Origin of the sequence: Acidovorax sp. NB1, assembly GCF_005405905.1 — a bacterium.
Classification (GTDB): Bacteria; Pseudomonadota; Gammaproteobacteria; order Burkholderiales; family Burkholderiaceae_C; genus Acidovorax.
Genome location: NZ_BJHU01000040.1, coordinates 116,158 through 133,255 on the forward strand (window position 1 = coordinate 116,158; position 17,098 = coordinate 133,255).

17 protein-coding genes are annotated in these 17,098 nt (G+C 66.1%); 10 read left to right on the top strand and 7 right to left on the bottom strand.

Annotated features, from left to right (window positions below; genetic code table 11):
• Positions 1-13 precede the first annotated feature (13 nt).
• The 3 genes from AvAM_RS20370 (at position 14) to AvAM_RS20380 (ending at position 3,968) form a co-directional block, all read left to right on the top strand.
• Positions 14-1,261 carry a phenylacetate--CoA ligase family protein gene (locus tag AvAM_RS20370; RefSeq protein ID WP_137748774.1) on the top strand — a complete coding sequence of 416 codons (1,248 nt, stop codon included), beginning with the start codon at positions 14-16 and terminating at the stop codon, positions 1,259-1,261.
• Between the two features lie 322 nt (positions 1,262-1,583).
• A complete protein-coding gene (locus AvAM_RS20375; protein ID WP_137748775.1) occupies positions 1,584-2,570 on the top strand; it encodes a tripartite tricarboxylate transporter substrate-binding protein in 987 nt (328 codons plus the stop codon).
• A 366-nt stretch (positions 2,571-2,936) separates the two neighbouring features.
• Entirely contained in the window at positions 2,937-3,968 is a 1,032-nt protein-coding gene (locus AvAM_RS20380) for a tripartite tricarboxylate transporter substrate binding protein (RefSeq protein ID WP_137748884.1), read from the top strand.
• A gap of 37 nt (positions 3,969-4,005) precedes the next feature.
• On the opposite strand, the gene AvAM_RS20385 is transcribed toward AvAM_RS20380, so the two are convergent.
• Together AvAM_RS20385 and AvAM_RS20390 are read right to left on the bottom strand one after the other, a co-directional pair.
• Positions 4,006-4,380 (bottom strand): nuclear transport factor 2 family protein, encoded by a 375-nt coding sequence (locus tag AvAM_RS20385; protein WP_137748776.1) that lies wholly within the window; start codon positions 4,378-4,380, stop codon positions 4,006-4,008.
• Between the two features lie 14 nt (positions 4,381-4,394).
• Complete coding sequence (locus AvAM_RS20390) at positions 4,395-4,712, bottom strand: DUF1840 domain-containing protein (RefSeq protein WP_137748777.1); 318 nt, start codon at positions 4,710-4,712, stop codon at positions 4,395-4,397.
• A gap of 159 nt (positions 4,713-4,871) precedes the next feature.
• On the opposite strand from AvAM_RS20390, the gene AvAM_RS20395 reads away from it, so the two are divergent.
• The 6 genes from AvAM_RS20395 to AvAM_RS20420 are packed head-to-tail and all read left to right on the top strand — an operon-like array spanning position 4,872 to position 11,870.
• Positions 4,872-7,229 carry a bifunctional salicylyl-CoA 5-hydroxylase/oxidoreductase gene (locus tag AvAM_RS20395; protein ID WP_137748778.1) on the top strand — a complete coding sequence of 786 codons (2,358 nt, stop codon included), beginning with the start codon at positions 4,872-4,874 and terminating at the stop codon, positions 7,227-7,229.
• Between the two features lie 6 nt (positions 7,230-7,235).
• Positions 7,236-7,727 carry a MarR family winged helix-turn-helix transcriptional regulator gene (locus AvAM_RS20400; protein WP_137748779.1) on the top strand — a complete coding sequence of 164 codons (492 nt, stop codon included), beginning with the start codon at positions 7,236-7,238 and terminating at the stop codon, positions 7,725-7,727.
• A complete protein-coding gene (locus AvAM_RS20405) occupies positions 7,724-8,578 on the top strand; it encodes an enoyl-CoA hydratase family protein (protein ID WP_137748780.1) in 855 nt (284 codons plus the stop codon). Before AvAM_RS20400 ends, AvAM_RS20405 begins: the two co-directional genes overlap by 4 nt.
• A 4-nt stretch (positions 8,579-8,582) precedes the next feature.
• Positions 8,583-9,788 carry an acyl-CoA dehydrogenase family protein gene (locus tag AvAM_RS20410; protein ID WP_137748781.1) on the top strand — a complete coding sequence of 402 codons (1,206 nt, stop codon included), beginning with the start codon at positions 8,583-8,585 and terminating at the stop codon, positions 9,786-9,788.
• A 4-nt stretch (positions 9,789-9,792) separates the two neighbouring features.
• On the top strand, positions 9,793-11,463 hold the full coding sequence (locus tag AvAM_RS20415) for an AMP-binding protein (protein ID WP_137748782.1): 1,671 nt from the start codon (positions 9,793-9,795) through the stop codon (positions 11,461-11,463).
• A 2-nt stretch (positions 11,464-11,465) separates the two neighbouring features.
• Positions 11,466-11,870: a RidA family protein gene (locus AvAM_RS20420; RefSeq protein ID WP_137748885.1), complete on the top strand. Its 405-nt coding sequence runs from the start codon at positions 11,466-11,468 to the stop codon at positions 11,868-11,870.
• 125 nt (positions 11,871-11,995) lie between these two features.
• On the opposite strand, the gene AvAM_RS20425 is transcribed toward AvAM_RS20420, so the two are convergent.
• Complete coding sequence (locus AvAM_RS20425) at positions 11,996-12,943, bottom strand: EamA family transporter (RefSeq protein WP_137748783.1); 948 nt, start codon at positions 12,941-12,943, stop codon at positions 11,996-11,998.
• A gap of 97 nt (positions 12,944-13,040) precedes the next feature.
• Here AvAM_RS20425 and AvAM_RS20430 point away from each other — a divergent pair, with 97 nt between their 5' ends.
• Positions 13,041-13,502 carry an Lrp/AsnC family transcriptional regulator gene (locus tag AvAM_RS20430; protein WP_137748784.1) on the top strand — a complete coding sequence of 154 codons (462 nt, stop codon included), beginning with the start codon at positions 13,041-13,043 and terminating at the stop codon, positions 13,500-13,502.
• Between the two features lie 36 nt (positions 13,503-13,538).
• Here AvAM_RS20430 and AvAM_RS20435 read toward each other — a convergent pair whose 3' ends face one another.
• The 4 genes from AvAM_RS20435 to phnC form a co-directional block, all read right to left on the bottom strand.
• The gene (locus AvAM_RS20435) at positions 13,539-14,123 is read right to left on the bottom strand and encodes a phosphonate degradation HD-domain oxygenase (protein WP_137748785.1); all 585 of its coding nucleotides are present in this window, start codon (positions 14,121-14,123) and stop codon (positions 13,539-13,541) included.
• Positions 14,124-14,255: 132 nt separating this feature from the next.
• Positions 14,256-15,062: a phosphonate ABC transporter, permease protein PhnE gene (gene phnE, locus AvAM_RS20440; RefSeq protein ID WP_137748786.1), complete on the bottom strand. Its 807-nt coding sequence runs from the start codon at positions 15,060-15,062 to the stop codon at positions 14,256-14,258.
• 34 nt (positions 15,063-15,096) lie between these two features.
• Complete coding sequence (phnD, locus tag AvAM_RS20445) at positions 15,097-16,044, bottom strand: phosphonate ABC transporter substrate-binding protein (protein WP_137748787.1); 948 nt, start codon at positions 16,042-16,044, stop codon at positions 15,097-15,099.
• Between the two features lie 45 nt (positions 16,045-16,089).
• Positions 16,090-16,950 (bottom strand): phosphonate ABC transporter ATP-binding protein, encoded by an 861-nt coding sequence (gene phnC, locus AvAM_RS20450; protein WP_137748788.1) that lies wholly within the window; start codon positions 16,948-16,950, stop codon positions 16,090-16,092.
• Between the last annotated feature and the right edge of the window lie 148 nt (positions 16,951-17,098).

Genomic DNA, 17,098 nt, shown 5'->3' on the forward strand with positions numbered 1-17,098 from the left:
AGGAACCCATGGCATGAGCACGTTTTACGACGCCCTGGAAACCCGCAATCCTTCAGAGCGCGAGGCCGCCCTGCTGGCCGCGCTGCCCGCCCAGGTGGCACATGCCCAGAAGGCATCCCCCGCATTTGCCGGCATCCTGGCCGGGGTGGACGCATCGGCCGTCACCAGCCGCGCCGCGCTGGCGCAGTTGCCCGTCACCCGCAAGTACGAACTTCTGGAGCGCCAGCAGGCAGGCCGCGCCACCAATGTGTTTGGCGGCTTCAGCGCGCTGGGCTTTGGCCCCGGCATGACGCGCGTGTTTGCCAGCCCCGGCACCATCTACGAGCCCGAGGGCACACGGCCCGATTACTGGCGCATGGCGCGCGCCATCCATGCGGCGGGTTTTCGCAGCGGCGAGCTGATCCACAACAGTTTCAGCTACCACTTTGTGCCCGCAGGCTCAATGATGGAAACCGGCGCCCACGCACTGGGCTGCACCGTGTTCCCCGGCGGCACGGGCCAGACCGAGCAGCAGGTGCAGGCCATGTCCGAGCTGAAACCGGCGGGCTACATCGGCACGCCCAGCTTTCTGAAAATCATTGTCGAAAAGGCCGCCGAGCTGGGCGTGCCCCTGCCCACCGTCACCAAGGCCCTGGTGTCGGGCGAGGCCTTCCCGCCCAGCCTGCGTGACTGGTTTGCCGAACGCGGCATCGCGGGCTACCAGTGCTACGCCACGGCCGACCTGGGCCTGATTGCCTATGAAACCTCGGCGCGCGAGGGCCTGGTGCTGGACGAAGGCGTGATCGTCGAGATCGTGCGCCCCGGCACCGGCGACCCGGTGCCCGAGGGCGAGGTGGGCGAGCTGGTGGTGACCACGCTCAACCCCGACTACCCGCTCATCCGCTTTGGCACAGGCGACCTGTCGGCCGTGCTGCCAGGCCCCTGCCCCACGGGCCGCACCAACACCCGCATCAAGGGCTGGATGGGACGGGCCGACCAGACCACCAAGGTGCGCGGCATGTTTGTGCACCCCGGGCAGATCGCCACCATTGCGCGGCGGTTTCCGCAGGTGCTGCGCGCCCGGCTGGTGGTCAGCGGCGAGATGGCCAACGACCAGATGGTGCTGCAGGTCGAGACCACCGAGACCGCCGAAGGCCTGGCCCACCAGCTCGGCGATGCCATCCGCGAAGTGACCAAGCTGCGCGGCGATGTGCAGATGGTGGCGCCGGGCACGCTGCCCAACGACGGCAAGGTGATTGAGGACGCACGGAGCTATCGGTAACCCCCTGAGTCGCCTGTGGCCTGGCCAAGCCAGTTCCACGGTGGCTCTGGCGTTGGTGGGCACCGGTTTCAAGGGCCCGCCGTAGGTTTTCGCGCCGGGGAAGGCGGGCTTGCGCCAGCGCAAGACATGCCCATTTGGCGCACCGGGGAACCGCAGTGTTTACCCTAACAATCGCTACGCTATTCATAGCAAACAAGGCAATACAGGCAGGCGCAACAGGCCCATTGCGCTTAAAAACCATGTCGCCAGTGTGCTACGTACTATCCGCAATGTTTCCGCAAATACCCCTCGCTATCATGGCCCGTCATTTACAGGAGAGACCATGAAAAAGATGCTGAAACTCGCACTGATCGCTGCCGCCGCAGCTGCCGCCTTTGGCGCCAGTGCCCAAGAGTTCCCCGCCAAGGACAAGACGGTCACCATCGTGGTGCCCTTCGCCGCCGGCGGCCCCACCGACCGCGTGGCCCGTGACCTGGCCGAAGCCCTGCGCAAGCCCCTGGGCGCCACTGTGGTGGTAGACAACACCGCCGGTGCAGGCAGCTCCATAGGCGCCGCCCGCGTGGCCCGCGCCACCCCCGACGGCTACACGCTGCTGCTCAACCACATCGGCATGTCCACCATGCCCGCGCTGTACCGCAAGCTGTCGTTCAGCGTGCCCAACGACTTTGAATACCTGGGCATGGTCAACGAAGTGCCCATGACGCTGATCGCGCGCCCCAGCATGCCCGCCAACAACTTCAAGGAGCTGACGGCCTGGATCCAGCAGAACAAGGGCAAGATCAACCTGGGCAACGCGGGCCTGGGCGCCGCGTCGCACCTGTGCGGCCTGATGTTCCAGAGCGCCATGCAGGTGGACATGACCGCCGTGCCTTACAAGGGCACCGCCCCCGCCATCACCGACCTGATCGGCGGCCAGATCGACCTGCTGTGCGACCAGACCACCAACACCACCTCGCAGATTGAAGGCAAGAAGGTCAAGGCCTACGCTGTGACCACCGCCAAGCGCCTGACCACGCCCGCCCTGAAGGACCTGCCCACGCTGGCGGAGTCGGGCCTGAAGGACTTCAACGTGAGCATCTGGCACGGCCTGTACGCGCCCAAGGGCACGCCTGCCGATGTCACCAAGAAGATCAATGAAGCCCTCAAGACCGCACTGAAGGACCCCGAGTTCATCAAGAAGCAGGAAGCCCTGGGCGCCGTGGTGGTGACCGACAAGCGCGTGGATGGCGCCGAGCACAAGAAGTTTGTGGCTGCCGAAATCGACAAATGGGGTGCCGTTATCAAGGCCGCAGGCACCTACGCCGACTGATCCGGCAGCATCGCTGCCAGCCTGGGCGGTGCGGCATCGCATCACCCAACCACCAAGCCACCGCGCCGCCCGGCCCGGTGGCTTTTTTTGCTTTTCCGGATCCCCTGACGGCAACTCGACGGCCCCGCATACAGCGGCACGTCGGGCGAGCCGTGCCACCTTCGGGTAATCCCATCTGCCCGGGCCGCACACACCCGCGTAGAACAGAGGGCAGACGCGCCGAACAAGCCCAGACGGCGCGGCGCAAGCTTCCATTGGTTTCAACGAGGAATGGCTTCCATGGCACAACCGCATGACTTCCGCATCCCCGCGCGCTCCAGCGCGCAGATCCAGGCCCGCGCCCAGGCGCGCAGCCGCCGCAAGGCCATGGCCCTGGCCTTCACCCTGAGTGCGCTGGGCGCACTGGCCGTGGCCGCAGCCGGTGCGCTGCTGGCCCCCAGCACGGCCCATGCCCAGGCGGCAGCGCCAGCGGGTGCAGGCTGGCCCACCAAGCCCGTGCGCATCGTCGTGCCGTTTGCGCCCGGTGGCACCACCGACATCCTCGCGCGCGCCATGGCGCCTGAGCTGTCCAAAGCGTTTGGCCAGCAGTTCATCGTGGACAACCGCGCAGGCGCCGGTGGCAACGTGGGTGCCGAGATGGTGGCCAAGTCACCCGGCGACGGCTACACGCTGCTCATGGGCACCGTGGGCACCCACGGCATCAACCGCGCGCTGTACGCCAAGCTGCCCTACGACCCCATCAAGGACTTTGTGCCCATCACCCTGGTGGCCGCCGTGCCCAACGTGATGGTGATGAACACCGACAAGGCCAAGGCCCAGGGCATTCACAACGTGCAGGACTTCATCCGCGTGGCCAAGGCCAGCCCCGGCAAGATGAACATGGCGTCGAGCGGCAACGGCACGTCGATCCACCTGGCGGGCGAGCTGTTCAAGAGCATGACGGGCACCTTCATGCTGCACCTGCCGTACCGGGGCTCGGGCCCGGCCCTGATGGACATGGTGGCGGGCAATGCGGACGTGATGTTCGACAACCTGCCCTCGTCCATGGCGCAGATCAAGGCGGGCAAGCTGGTTGCGCTGGCCGTGACCAGCGCCGAGCGCTCAGGTGCCCTGCCCGATGTGCCCACGGTCGAGCAAGCGGGCGGGCCCACACTCAAGGGCTACGAGGCCAGCTCCTGGTTCGGCCTGCTGGCCCCGGCAGGTACGCCGCCTGACATCGTGAACCGCATCCAGCAAGAGGTTGCCAAGTCGCTGGCCACACCAGCGATGAAGGAGCGGCTGCTGGCCCAGGGCGCGATCCCCGGTGGCAACACCCCAGCCGACTTCGCCAAGCACATCGACAACGAACACAAGAAATGGGCGCAGGTGGTGAAAACCTCGGGCGCCAAAGTGGACTGATGCGGACACGGGGCACGGACCCCGTCGGTGTGTGCAGTCAGCCCTCTGGCAGCGCGGAGGGCCCCAGGCGCTTTGCGCCGGTGGCAAACGATGCCCGCTGGATGCGGCCGTTCACCACCTCATACACACACAACATCTCCACCGTGCCCTGGCCCTCGGGGAAGTTGCGGGTGATCAACTCCGAATCCACCACCATGGCGCCCACCACGGTGCGCGACAGCAGGCGCGCATGCAGGTCGGGCTCGGCAAACCGGGTCAGAAACCGCTCGCGCATCTGCGCGTGGCCCTGGGCCAGGCGCTCTCCGTGCAGCACATATTGTTCGGCATCGGGGGCATAGGTCGCCAGCAGCGCGTCGATGTCCTTGGCGTTGTAGGCGTCCAGCTGCGCCTGTACAACGGCAAGCGGTGGCAAGACCGAGGCCACGGCTACACGCCCCAGACCACGTCCACCTGCTCGGCGGCGCTGCGGCGCAGCATCTCGATGAGGGGCGCCACGCGCTGACGCAGGCGCACAGCCTCGGCGCGCTCCTGCTCTGTGGCCTCCTCGTCCGCTTCGTTCACCGGTGGCCGGGCTTCTTCTGCGGCCACGGCGGCCTCCAGCGCGGCAATGGCACCCGGGATCTGCGCTGCCGTCACGATGCCACTCGCCCCGGGGGTCTTGCCCATGATGGTCACGATCTGCCGCCCCTGGGGCTCCAGCATGATCAGATCGGCGGCGGCGCGGGACTTGAATTTGTAAAGCATGGGATGGAAAAGCCTTCTCGGGTCAGGTCAACACAACAGGGCACGCGACGGCACGCCCCATGGGCAGATTGTGCGCCGGGCGGGCCGGGGATGGCGCCCAAAGCCCCGCACGGGAACCCCCCATTGACAGTATTTTGTTTAGGTCTAAACTATTTTGACATGAACATCCTCTGCATTGGCGGCGGGCCCGCCGGTCTCTATTTCGCCCTGCTGATGAAGCAGCAAAACCCCGCGCACCGCATCACGGTGGTCGAACGCAACCGACCGTTCGACACCTTCGGCTGGGGCGTGGTGCTGTCGGACCAGACGCTGGCCAACCTGCAGGCGGCGGACGCCCCCACGGCCGCGCTCATCGGCGATGCGTTCAACCACTGGGACGACATCGAGGTGTTCTTCAAGGGCCGCAGCGTGCGCTCCACGGGCCATGGCTTTTGCGGCATCGGCCGCAAGCGGCTGCTCAACATCCTGCAGGACCGGTGCCTGGCGCTGGGCGTGGAGCTGGTGTTCGAGACCGACGTGGCCGACGACCAGGCGCTCGCCGCGCAGTACGGTGCTGACTTGGTGATCGCCAGCGACGGCCTCAACAGCCGCATCCGCACCCGCTACGCGGCCACCTACCAGCCCGACATCGACCTGCGCCAGTGCCGCTTCGTGTGGCTGGGCACCAAGAAGAAGTTCGACGCTTTCACCTTCGCGTTCGAACAGACCGAGCATGGCTGGTTCCAGGCGCACGCCTACCAGTTCGACGCCGACACCTCCACCTTCATCGTCGAGACGCCCGAGGCCGTGTGGAAAGCCCACGGCCTGGACCAGATGGAGCAGCCCGAGGCGATCGCCTTCTGCGAGAAGCTGTTCGCCAAGTACCTGGACGGCAACGCGCTCATCAGCAACGCCACGCACCTGCGCGGCTCGGCCAACTGGATCCGCTTTCCGCGCGTGATCTGCAACACCTGGGTGCACCGCGAAGCGATTGGCGGCAAGCAGGTGCCTATCGTGCTGATGGGCGATGCCGCGCATACGGCCCATTTCTCCATCGGCAGCGGCACCAAGCTGGCGCTCGAAGACGCCATCGATCTCGCCAACGAATTCGCCACCGGCCTGCCCATCGACGAGGTGCTGCAGCACTACGAGGCACGCCGCAGTGTGGAGGTGCTCAAGATCCAGAACGCCGCACGCAATTCCACCGAGTGGTTCGAAAACGTGGGCCGCTATACAGGCATGCCCATCGAGCAGTTCGCGTATTCGCTGCTCACGCGCAGCCAGCGCATCAGCCACGAGAACCTGCGGCTTCGCGATGCGGCGTGGCTCGAAGGCTATGAGGCCTGGCTGGCGGGCGGCAAGGCGGCCGTACCGCCCATGCTCACGCCTTTCACACTGAAAGGCCTCACGCTCAAGAACCGCATCGTCGTCTCGCCCATGGCCACCTACAGCGCGGTCGAAGGCGTGCCACAGGACTTCCACCTCGTGCACCTCGGCGCCCGCGCGCTGGGCGGCGCCGCCCTGGTGATGGTGGAGATGACAAGCCCCACGCCCGAGGGCCGCATCACCCCCGCCTGCCCCGGCCTGTGGAACGATGCGCAGCAAGCCGCCTTCGCGCGCATCGTCAACTTCGTGCACGCCAGCAGCACGGCCAAGGTCGGTCTGCAGCTGGGCCACAGCGGGCCCAAGGGCTCCACGCGCGTCGGCTGGGAGGGTACGGACGAACCGCTGGAGACGGGTAACTGGCCGCTGCTGGCTGCCAGCCCCATCGCCTACGGCGCGCAGAACCAGACCCCTGCGGCCATGGACCGTGCCGATATGGACCGCGTGACCGCCGCATTTGTGGACAGCGCCCGCCGCGCCGTGGCCTGCGGCTTTGACTGGCTGGAGCTGCACTGCGCGCACGGCTACCTGCTGGCCAGCTTCATCAGCCCCGCCACCAACCAGCGCACGGACGAATACGGCGGCAGCCTGGACAACCGCTGCCGCTACCCGCTCGAAGTGTTCACCGCGCTGCGCGCCGTATGGCCCGCCGACAAGCCGCTGAGCGTGCGCATCTCGGCCCACGACTGGCTGCCAGACGGCCAGGGCAACACGGCCGACGACGCGATTGCCATCGCACGGCTTTTCAAGGCGGCGGGCGCGGACCTGATCGATGTGTCGTCCGGCCAGACCACGCGCAACTCCCGCCCGGTGTACGGCCGCATGTACCAGACGCCGTTTGCCGACCGCATCCGCAACGAAGTGGGCATTGCCACCATGGCCGTGGGTGCCATCACCGAGGCCGACCACGCCAACAGCATCGTCGCGGCCGGGCGCGCGGACCTGTGCGCCATCGCCCGCCCCCATCTGGCCGATCCGGCCTGGACGCTGCACGCCTCCGCACAATTGAGCCAAGTGGCCGCAGCGCACACCGACTGGCCTGTGCAATACCACAGCGGCCGCGACCAGATGCTGCGAGAGATCGCCAAGCAAAAGCAGATGGCCGCGCTGACTGCCCCGGCGCAGGAATCCAGCAAACCCGCAGCCATCGAGTAACCCCCCATGGACCTCGAAGCCCGCCTGCACGGCGCCGCCCCCAGCGAACACCCCGAGGCCCTGCGCCTGTGGCTGCGCCTGCTCACCTGCACCCAGCTCATCGAAAAGCAGGTGCGCAGCCACCTGCGCGCGCAGTTCGACACCACCTTGCCGCGTTTTGACCTGATGGCGCAGCTGGAGCGTGCACCGGACGGCATGAAGATGAAGGAGCTCTCGCGCCGGATGATGGTGACGAGCGGCAACATCACCGGCATCACCGACCAGCTCGTTGCCGAAGGGCTGGTCGAGCGCATGGACGTGGAAGGTGACCGCCGTGCGTACCTGGTGCGCCTCACGCCTCAAGGCCGCGAGCAGTTCAACACCATGGCACGCCAGCACGAGCAGTGGATCGTCGAGGCCTTCACCACGCTGGGCGAGCGCGACATCGCCACCTTGTACCGCCTGCTGGGCAAGGTCAAAGAACACACACAAAACAACTCTTTGGAGACAGCCGAATGAAGCACTACATCGGGGCGAGCAACCCCATGCGCGAGCAGTTCAACCCGCAGGCCAGCTACGTGGCCGAGCACTTTGCCTGGAGCTTTGCCGATGGCGTGGGCACCGTCACGCTCAACCGACCGGACCGCAAGAACCCGCTGACTTTCCAGAGCTACGCCGAGCTGCGCGACTTTTTCTACGCGCTGCGCTTTGCCACCGACGTGAAGGCCATCGTCGTCACCGGCGCGGGCGGCAACTTTTGCTCGGGCGGCGATGTGCACGAGATCATCGGCCCGCTGACCACCATGACCATGCCCGAACTGCTGGAGTTCACGCGCATGACGGGTGATCTGGTGAAAGCCATGCGCGCCTGCCCGCAGCCCGTGCTGGGCGCCATCGACGGCATTTGCGCCGGTGCGGGCGCGATGATGGCGCTGGCCTGCGACATGCGCTACGGCACCCAGGCCACCAAGACCGCCTTCTTGTTCACCCGCGTGGGCCTGGCAGGCGCCGACATGGGCGCCTGCGCGCTGCTACCCCGCATGATCGGCCAGGGCCGCGCCAGCGAGTTGCTGTTCACCGGCCGCGCCATGACCGCGCACGAAGGACTGGCCTGGGGCTTCTTCAACGACCTGTATGAAAGCGCCGACCTGCTGGCCAACGTGCAAGCCACAGCGCGCGCGCTGGCCGACGGCCCCACCTTCGCCCACGGCATGACCAAGACCATGCTCAGCCAGGAGTGGAGCATGACCATCGAACAGGCCATCGAAGCCGAAGCCCAGGCGCAGGCCATCTGCATGCAGACCGAAGACTTCCGGCGCGCCTACGAGGCGTTTGCAGCCAAGCAGAAACCGGTGTTCCAGGGGGACTAAGAACATGCACATCGCCACGCCCCCCGCCCCTTGCCCGCCCTCCACGGCGCACCTGGCCCTGCCCTTTTTTGATGACGCCCACCGCGCGCTGGCCGAGGGCTTGGTGCCCTGGGCTGCCGCGCAAGCGGTCGATGAAACCGACGACCGCGCCGCTTGCCGCGACTGGGTGCAGCGCCTGGGCGCGGGCGGCTGGCTGCGCTACTGCGTGCCTGCGGCCCACGGCGGCGCGCTGCCCGCACTGGACTCGCGCGCGCTGGTGCTGCTGCGCGAGACCCTGGCCTACCACTCGCCGCTGGCGGACTTTGCGTTTGCGATGCAGGGCCTGGGCAGCGGTGCGATCACCCTGGCGGGCAGCCCCGCGCAGCAGGCGCACTACCTGCAGGGCGTGGCGCGCGGCGAGCTGATTGCGGCGTTTGCGCTGAGCGAGCCTGAGGCGGGTTCGGATGTGGGCGCTATGCAAACAATAGCTAGCAGCGCTGACCCATCAGGCGATAGCGGTCAAAAAGGCTCATATTCCCTGACAGGTACCAAGACCTGGATCAGCAACGGTGGCATTGCCGACTTCTACTGCGTGTTCGCCAAGACCGACCCCAGCGGCGGCACGCGCGGCATCAGCGCCTTCATCGTCGACGCGAACACGCCGGGCTTGGACACCTCGCACCACATCCACGTGATGGCGCCCCACCCGCTGGCCACGCTGCAGTTCACCGATTGCAACGTGCCTGCCACAGCGCTGCTGGGCGAAGAAAACGGCGGCTTCAAGCTGGCCATGCGCACGCTCGACATCTTCCGCGCGTCGGTCGCCGCCGCAGCCCTGGGCATGGCGCGCCGCGCGCTGGCCGAGGCGGTGCACCACGCCCGCCAGCGCCGCATGTTCGGTCAGACGCTCGCAGACTTCCAGCTCACGCAGGCCAAGATCGGCGAAATGGCCGCACTGGTGGACAGCGCCGCGCTGCTCACCTACCGCGCGGCCTGGCTGCGCGACACCGGCCAGGCGCGCGTCACCGCAGAAGCAGCCATGGCCAAGATGACCGCCACCGAAAACGCCCAGCGCGTGATCGACATGGCGCTGCAACTGCACGGCGGGCGCGGGGTGGAGGTGGGCAGCAAGGTCGAATCGCTGTACCGCGACATCCGCTCGCTGCGCATTTACGAAGGCGCCACCGAGGTGCAGCAGCTCATCATCGGCAAGGCCGTTCTGCAGGAGTGATGCCATGAAAGCCTCTTCCAAACCCTCCGCACAGCCCGACCATTTTGTGCACGACCGCCTGCCGCCGCCCGAGGCCTGGCCCACCCTGCGCTACGACCTGCCCGAGCTGCAGATCGCAGACCAGGCGAACCTGGTGCAGGCCCTCTTCGACCAGGCCGAGCGCGCGGGCCACAGCGACCGCCCCTTGTTGCGCGGCCCGCACCGTACATACACCTACCGCGACGCCCGCGCCGAGGCCGCACGCATTGCCGAGGTGCTGACGCAGGACCATGGCCTGGTGCCCGGCAACCGCGTGCTGCTGCGCGGCGGCAACACGGTGGAGATGGCGCTGGCCTGGCTGGGCACGGTCTACGCCGGGCTGGTGGCGGTGGCGACCATGCCGCTGCTGCGGGCGGTGGAGCTGGGCAGCATCATCGACCGCGCCCAGCCCACGCTGGCGCTGTGCGACGGCCGCCTGCTGACGGAGCTGCAGACGGCACAAACACAGCACCCGGTGCTGACCACCATCGTGCCCTTCCACACCGCGCCCGATGCTGCCGACCTGCTGCAGCGCGCACAGGGCAAGCCCGGCGCCACGCCGCCCTGCCCCACCTCCGCAGACGACATCGCGCTGATGGCCTTCACCTCCGGCACCACAGGTGCCCCCAAGGCCGCCGTGCACACCCACCGCGATGTGCTGGCAGGCTGCGAGGCCTGGCCACGCCACGTGCTGCGCGCCACGCCCGACGACATCGTGGCGGGCTCGCCACCCCTGGCATTCACCTTTGGCCTCGGTGGCTTGCTCGTGTTCCCCATGTGGGCGGGTGCCAGCGTGTACTTCCCCGACCAGCCCTACACGCCCGAAACCATGGTGCGCCTGATGCGCGAAGCGGGCGTCACCATCTGCTACACCGCCCCCACGTTCTACCGGCAGATGGCGCCGTTCGCCAAGCAGATCGGCCTGCCGCAGCTGCGCACCAGCGTGAGTGCGGGCGAAGGCCTGCCCGACGCCACGCGCCAGCTCTGGCGGGACGCCACTGGCCTGGACATGACGGACGGCATCGGCGCCACCGAGATGTTCCACATCTTCATCTCGTCAGCGGGCGGCGAGAGCCGGGCGGGGGCGGTGGGCAAGGTCGTGCCCGGCTACATCGCCAAGGTGGTGGACGATGACGGCCACGAGGTGCCGCGCGGCACCGTGGGCAAACTGGCCGTGATCGGCCCCACGGGCTGCAAGTACCTCGACGACCCGCGCCAGGCCAACTACGTGAAGGGCGGCTGGAACTACCCCGGCGACGCGTTCACGCAGGACGCGGACGGCTACTTCTTCTACCAGGCGCGCGATGACGACATGATCATCACCGCCGGCTACAACGTGGGCGGCCCCGAGGTGGAAGACGCCCTGCTGCGCCACCCCGCCGTGGCCGAGTGCGGCGTGATCGGCGTGCCCGACGAAGAGCGCGGCATGGTGGTCAAGGCCATCTGCGTCTTGAAGCCCGGCCATACCGGCGACGCCGCCATGGTCAAGACCCTGCAGGACCATGTGAAGGCCACCATCGCCCCGTTCAAATACCCACGCGTAGTGGAGTTTGTAGCGGCACTGCCCCGCACCGAAACCGGCAAGCTGCAGCGCTTCAAGCTGCGCCAGGGTGCGGGCGCCTCGCCATCGCCCTCCCCTACAAAAACAACGACATGACGATGAAAAACACCCTTTTGCAGCCCGAAGGCTGGGTCACCCCCAAGGGCTACGCCAACGGCGTGGCCGCACGCGGCACGATGGTCTTTACCGGCGGCCAGATCGGCTGGAACGCGCAGCAGCAGTTCGAGAGCGACGATTTCATCGCCCAGACCAAGCAAACGCTGCTGAACGTGCGCGCGGTGCTGGAGGCTGGCGGCGCAGGCCCCGAACACCTGGTGCGGCTGACCTGGTACGTGACCGACCGCAACGAGTACAACAGCCGCCTGAAGGAACTGGGCGCGGTCTACCGCGAGGTGCTGGGCAAGAACTTCCCGGCCATGGCCTGCGTGCAGGTGGCGGGGTTGATGGAAGAACGGGCGAAGGTGGAGATCGAGGCGACGGCAGTGGTGCCGGATGCGGAGTGAGCAGTATCTGCGCAACGAGAATCAGAAGGAAATCACTGCCTTGCGCCTGACCACCTTGTGCTGAACGCTATCATTTTTGATTAAATATTCCGAGAACCTCGTTGGGGCAGAGCACGCGGCCCCAACTACCCGGCCCGCACGCCCAGCCCCGCCGTTCGCCGCGCCACCCACCACCCCTGCAGTGTTTTGCCGTACAGGATGAACGCCAGCGCCGCAGCAATCAACGGCAATGCCGCATACACCCACCCCGTGAGCAGTTCCCCACCCAGGGCCACCCCCACCAGCAGGGCCACCGCAGGGTTCACAAACGAGTAACTCCCCGCCAGCGCCGCTGAGGTGTTCTGCAGCAGCCACAGGTACGCGTTGAGCGCGACCAAGGTGCCAAACACCAGCAGATACACCCACGCCGCCCACGACTTGGCGCTGACCTGGCCCAAGGCGCTCAAAGGCTCGAACCACAGCGCCACCACCAGCCCCATGGCGCCCCCCGCAAACCACTGCGCGGCCGAGGCCATGGCGGGCGCGGGCAGCGACAGCCTGCGCGATGCATACGAGCCGATGCTCCAGCATAGCGGTGCACCAAAGGCCAGCAGCGCGCCAAGCCAGGTGGCAGAAAAGTCGCCCTCCAGCGCCAGCAGCAGCGCGCCTGCAACGCCCAGTGCCAGTCCGATCCAGCTGGTGAATGGCACACGCTCGCCGCCCCAGCGCGACCACAGGGCCAGCCACATGGGCATGGTGGTGACCACCGTGGCCATCAGACCCGAGCCAATGCCCAGCTTTTGCGCAAAGCCCATCAGGTTCATGGCCAGGAACACCATGCAGCCCCCCACCACCGCCGAGTTGCGCCATTGCACCCACGTCGGCAATGCATGGCCTTGCCACAGTGCAATGAGCAGCATCACACCACCCGCACACAGGAAGCGGATGGCGTTCATGAGCAGGGGCGGCATGGTTTGCACCGCAATGCCAATCGCAAAATAGGTGGTGCCCCAGACGATGTAGACCAGCAGCAGCGCCAGGGCCACCGCCCAGCTGCGCTGTGATTGGGCTTGCGCGTTGAAAATTGCCGGCATATTCTCCACCTGACCGAATAATTTATGGAAACCGCAAGGTTTTCGGAATTTTTACCAAAAACAAGCGGCTATGCAAGCAAATATTCAGACAGATGACATGGACGCCAGAATTATTTCGGCACTGGGCGCGGATGGCCGACGTTCGTACGCCGATGTAGGCGCCGAGGTGGGACTGTCCACCGCCGCCGTGCACGAACGTGTGAAGAAGCTGCTGGACAAGGGCGTGATCCGCCGGTTTTCGATCAGCGTGGACCCGGAGCGCGTCGGGCTGAACTTCACCGCGTTTGTGGCGATCCGCAACGATGGCGGCGCGCACTGCCGTGACATTGCGCCGCGCCTGCGCGCTATCCCCCAGGTGGAAGAGTTGCACAGCGTGGCTGGCGAGCACGACTTCCTGGCCAAGATCCGCACCACGCACGCGCGCGGGCTGGAGGACGTGCTCTACCAGATCAAGGCGATTCCCGGCGTGGCGCGCACCACGAGCACCGTGGTCCTGAACACCGAATTCGAGGACCGGCCGCTGGACCTGGGGTGGATCAATGGCTACAAGGGCAGCTGACGCGGGGCGCTTGTCCCGGCCGCGCCGCGCGCCTGTCTACGCCGCCACCGGGATGAGGTCTGCAGCAGGAGCACCAACCGCCGGAACCTGCACCAGACGCTGCACCAGCGCCATGTAGTAGCCCAGCGGCGGCGTGACCAGCCCTGGCACCTTGGCATGGTCGTCATAGCGGCGCAGGCGGATGGCCTCTTGCGCAAACGGCTGGGCTGCAAACTGCATCGCCTCTTTGGGCGTGAAGGGCCCGCCCTGCAGCACCAGGCTGTGCTGCGATGCGGGTGACAGCGTCTCCCAGTACCCCGGCTCCATGGTGCACAGGTAGCGCTTGGCATCCACGTGCAGGCGGATGGGCTCCAGCACCGCGTCGGGCATCAGGCTCCGCAAGAACGGGATGGCCATGTACTGGTGCAGGTCGTCCTGCTCGGCCGTGTCGCCCCCGGGTGCCAGCAGGTGGCCCAGGTCGTGCAGCAAAGCCGCTGCGACCGTCGCGGGGGTTTCGCCGGATTTCTCGGCCCACTGCGCGCACTGCAAGGCATGCTCCAGCTGGCTGACCGCCTCGCGGCCATATTGATTCACGCCCCGGGTGGCGAGCAGGTGGGCGATGTCTTCAAGACTCAATGCCATGGAATCTTCCTAAAAACTTGGAGCGGCTAACAACACTCAGCGAAGCGGTTCTGGCTAGGCGCTGCGTCGCAGGCAGTACGCGTAGTACGACAAGACGCAGCAACAACGCCAGAAGAGTTTTGTTTGCCGCGCTCAGACCAAGGCCTTGCGAATACGCGCTGACACCAGGTCGATGACACTCACCGTGACCACGATGATGAGCATCACAGCGCAGGTCTCGGCGTACTGGAACCCGCGAATGATCTCCCACAGCACCACGCCAATGCCGCCTGCGCCCACCATGCCCACGACCGAGGCCGAGCGTACGTTGGCCTCAAAGCGGTACAGCGTGTACGAAATCCACAGCGGCATCACCTGCGGGATCACGCCGTAGATGATCTCGTGCAGCGCACTGGCGCCGGTGGAGCGGATGCCCTCCACGGGCTGCGGGTCAATCGCCTCCACGGCTTCGGAGAACAGCTTGGCCAAGGTGCCCGAGGTGTGGATCCACAGCGCCAGCACCCCGGCAAACGGCCCCAGCCCGACAGCCACCACAAACAGCATGGCAAACACCATTTCGTTGATGGCGCGGCACGCATCCAGCACACGGCGCACTGGCTGGTAGACCCACCAGGGCACGATGTTGGACGAGGCCAGCAGTGCCAGCGGCACGGCGGTGACCACCGCCAGCGCCGTGCCCCACAGCGCGATCTGCAGCGTGACCAGCATCTCCTGCACATAGATCTGCCACTGCGCAAAATTGGGCGGAAAGAACTCCGCCGCATAGCTGACCATGTTGCCCGAGTCGTTCCACAGATCGAGCGGGCGCATGTCGGCGCCCTTCCAGGACGCCGCCAACAACACCAGCAGGATGCCCCACGACAGGTACCAGGCCAGGCTGCGCTTGGGCGACGAGGTGCCGGCCAGTGGGGCCAGCGAGGGATTCAAAGCAGAGGACATGGAGACACCCGGGTCGCAACAAGAAACCTACGGATTACTTCAACGACGCCAGCTGCTGGTCGATCTCGGCCAGGCGGGTCTTCTTGTCAGAATCAGCCAGCGTCGCGTCGGCCTCGATCTTGTTGCGCTTACCGAACAGGTCCAGCTGGCGGATGGGGGTGAGCTGTGCGTTCGTTGATGGCTTGAAGCCCGAGAGCTTGGAGATCTTCATCACGATCTCCTTCTCGCGCGCATCGGTCTTGGCGTAGTTGTAGAAGAAGTCGCGGATCTTGGTCTTGGTGGCCTCGGGCAAGTCCTTGCGCATCACCAGCGGGTCCAGCGGAATCAGGGGCGAGGTCCAGACGATCTTGATGTCCTTGAACTTCTCGGGCTGGCGCTCCTTGATCTTTTCCAGGTTCTCGCTGTTGTTGGTGGCCACATCCACCTGCTTGTTGGCCACGGCCAGCGCGTTGGTCTCGTGGTTGGCACTGCGCGTGATCTTGAAGTGCGTCTTCGCGTCGATCTTGTTCTGTGCAAAGGCGTAGTAGCCGGGCACCAAGAACCCCAAGGTGGAGTTGGGGTCGCCGTTGCCAAAGCTCAGCGACTTGCCGTTCTTGAGCACGTCATCCAGGGTGGCCAGGGGGCTGTCCTTGTGCACGATGAGGTGCGAGTAGTAGCCCTGTGTGCCGTCTGCGTTCACCATCTGCGCGAAGACTTCGCCATTGGCGCGGTCCACGGCTTCCATGGCCGACTTGTTGCCCAGCCAAGCCACCTGCATCTTGTTGAAGCGCATGGCTTCGATGAGGCCTGCGTAGTCGGATGCAAAGAAGGCGTTGATCTTCAGACCGGTCTGCTTGGCCATGTCATCCAGCAGGGGCTGCCAGTCGGCCTTGAGGTTTTGCGAGGCCTCGGTCGAGATCATGCCGAAGTTGATGTCCTGGGCCAACGCGCCCGTGGTCAAACCCAGCCCGATCGTCAGGGCGGCACACAGTTTCTTGAACATGTTGAAAACTCCAGAGAAAGGAATTGAAAAGAAACAAAAGACCGTTCAGGCGGCCTGGACCATGGCGGGCGCCCACTGCGGGACGGGTGTTGGGGCATGCACGGGTGCTGGTGGGGCACCCGCAGCATCCGACAGAATTTCGTCGGCGTGCACGCCATACAGGCTGCGCAGCAGTGCGGGCGTGAGGGCCGCCGATGGGCCGTCGTACACCACCTGGCCGTGGTGCAACGCCACCACGCGGGGGCAGTATTTGATGGCCACATCCACCTGATGCAGCGACACGATGACGGTGCAGCGGTCCTCGCGGTTGATGCGGGCTAGGATGTCCATGACCTTGCGCGAGGACTCCGGGTCGAGCGACGCGATGGGCTCATCGGCCAGCACCACCTTGGCGCCCTGCACCAGCGTGCGGGCAATGGCCGCGCGCTGCTGCTGCCCGCCGGACAGGGTGGAAGCACGTTGTGCATGGCATTCGGCAATGCCCACGCGGTGGAGCGCTTCCAGCGCCAGCGCGCGCTCCTGCGGCTTGAACATGCGCAGCCAGCCGCGCCACCAGGGCGTGCGGTGCAGCAGGCCCACCAGCACGTTCATCAACACCGGCAAGCGGTCCACCAGGTTGAACTGCTGGAACACAAAGCCCACCTGCGAACGCACCCTACGGATGTCGCTGTGGATGCGCCCCGCCTGCTGCACGCAGCGGCCATCCACCTCGATCAGCGAATCGCTGGACGCATCGGCCACCACCAAGCCCGCCACATGGCGCAGCAGGGTGGACTTGCCCGAGCCCGAGGCACCAATCAGCGCCACCATCTCGCCGCGCTGCACGGTGAGGTTGATGTCGCGCAGGGCGTGTTTGCCGTTGGCGAAATGCTTGTTCAGTTGGTGGATGTGCAGTGCGGCAGTCATGGCAGCCTCCTTGGTGGGTTAATTCCGTTTCCAAATCATTCGTGTCTAGGCGCAAAGCCGCAGACAGTGCTGTAGCACGGCAAGGCGGAGCAACAACGACACGGATGATTTGGAAACGGAATAAGTCGTCTAGACAACCGGAGTGTGG

Bases quoted from the DNA above. Each gene is read 5' to 3' on its own strand.
- AvAM_RS20370 (WP_137748774.1), top strand. From the start codon at position 14: ATGAGCACGTTTTACGACGCCCTGGAAACCCGCAATCCTTCAGAGCGC.
- AvAM_RS20375 (WP_137748775.1), top strand. From the start codon at position 1,584: ATGAAAAAGATGCTGAAACTCGCACTGATCGCTGCCGCCGCAGCTGCC.
- AvAM_RS20380 (WP_137748884.1), top strand. From the start codon at position 2,937: ATGGCCCTGGCCTTCACCCTGAGTGCGCTGGGCGCACTGGCCGTGGCC.
- AvAM_RS20390 (WP_137748777.1), bottom strand. From the start codon at position 4,712: ATGCTTTACAAATTCAAGTCCCGCGCCGCCGCCGATCTGATCATGCTG.
- AvAM_RS20395 (WP_137748778.1), top strand. From the start codon at position 4,872: ATGAACATCCTCTGCATTGGCGGCGGGCCCGCCGGTCTCTATTTCGCC.
- AvAM_RS20400 (WP_137748779.1), top strand. From the start codon at position 7,236: ATGGACCTCGAAGCCCGCCTGCACGGCGCCGCCCCCAGCGAACACCCC.
- AvAM_RS20405 (WP_137748780.1), top strand. From the start codon at position 7,724: ATGAAGCACTACATCGGGGCGAGCAACCCCATGCGCGAGCAGTTCAAC.
- AvAM_RS20410 (WP_137748781.1), top strand. From the start codon at position 8,583: ATGCACATCGCCACGCCCCCCGCCCCTTGCCCGCCCTCCACGGCGCAC.
- AvAM_RS20415 (WP_137748782.1), top strand. From the start codon at position 9,793: ATGAAAGCCTCTTCCAAACCCTCCGCACAGCCCGACCATTTTGTGCAC.
- AvAM_RS20420 (WP_137748885.1), top strand. From the start codon at position 11,466: ATGAAAAACACCCTTTTGCAGCCCGAAGGCTGGGTCACCCCCAAGGGC.
- AvAM_RS20425 (WP_137748783.1), bottom strand. From the start codon at position 12,943: ATGCCGGCAATTTTCAACGCGCAAGCCCAATCACAGCGCAGCTGGGCG.
- AvAM_RS20430 (WP_137748784.1), top strand. From the start codon at position 13,041: ATGGACGCCAGAATTATTTCGGCACTGGGCGCGGATGGCCGACGTTCG.
- AvAM_RS20435 (WP_137748785.1), bottom strand. From the start codon at position 14,123: ATGGCATTGAGTCTTGAAGACATCGCCCACCTGCTCGCCACCCGGGGC.
- phnE (WP_137748786.1), bottom strand. From the start codon at position 15,062: ATGTCCTCTGCTTTGAATCCCTCGCTGGCCCCACTGGCCGGCACCTCG.
- phnD (WP_137748787.1), bottom strand. From the start codon at position 16,044: ATGTTCAAGAAACTGTGTGCCGCCCTGACGATCGGGCTGGGTTTGACC.
- phnC (WP_137748788.1), bottom strand. From the start codon at position 16,950: ATGACTGCCGCACTGCACATCCACCAACTGAACAAGCATTTCGCCAAC.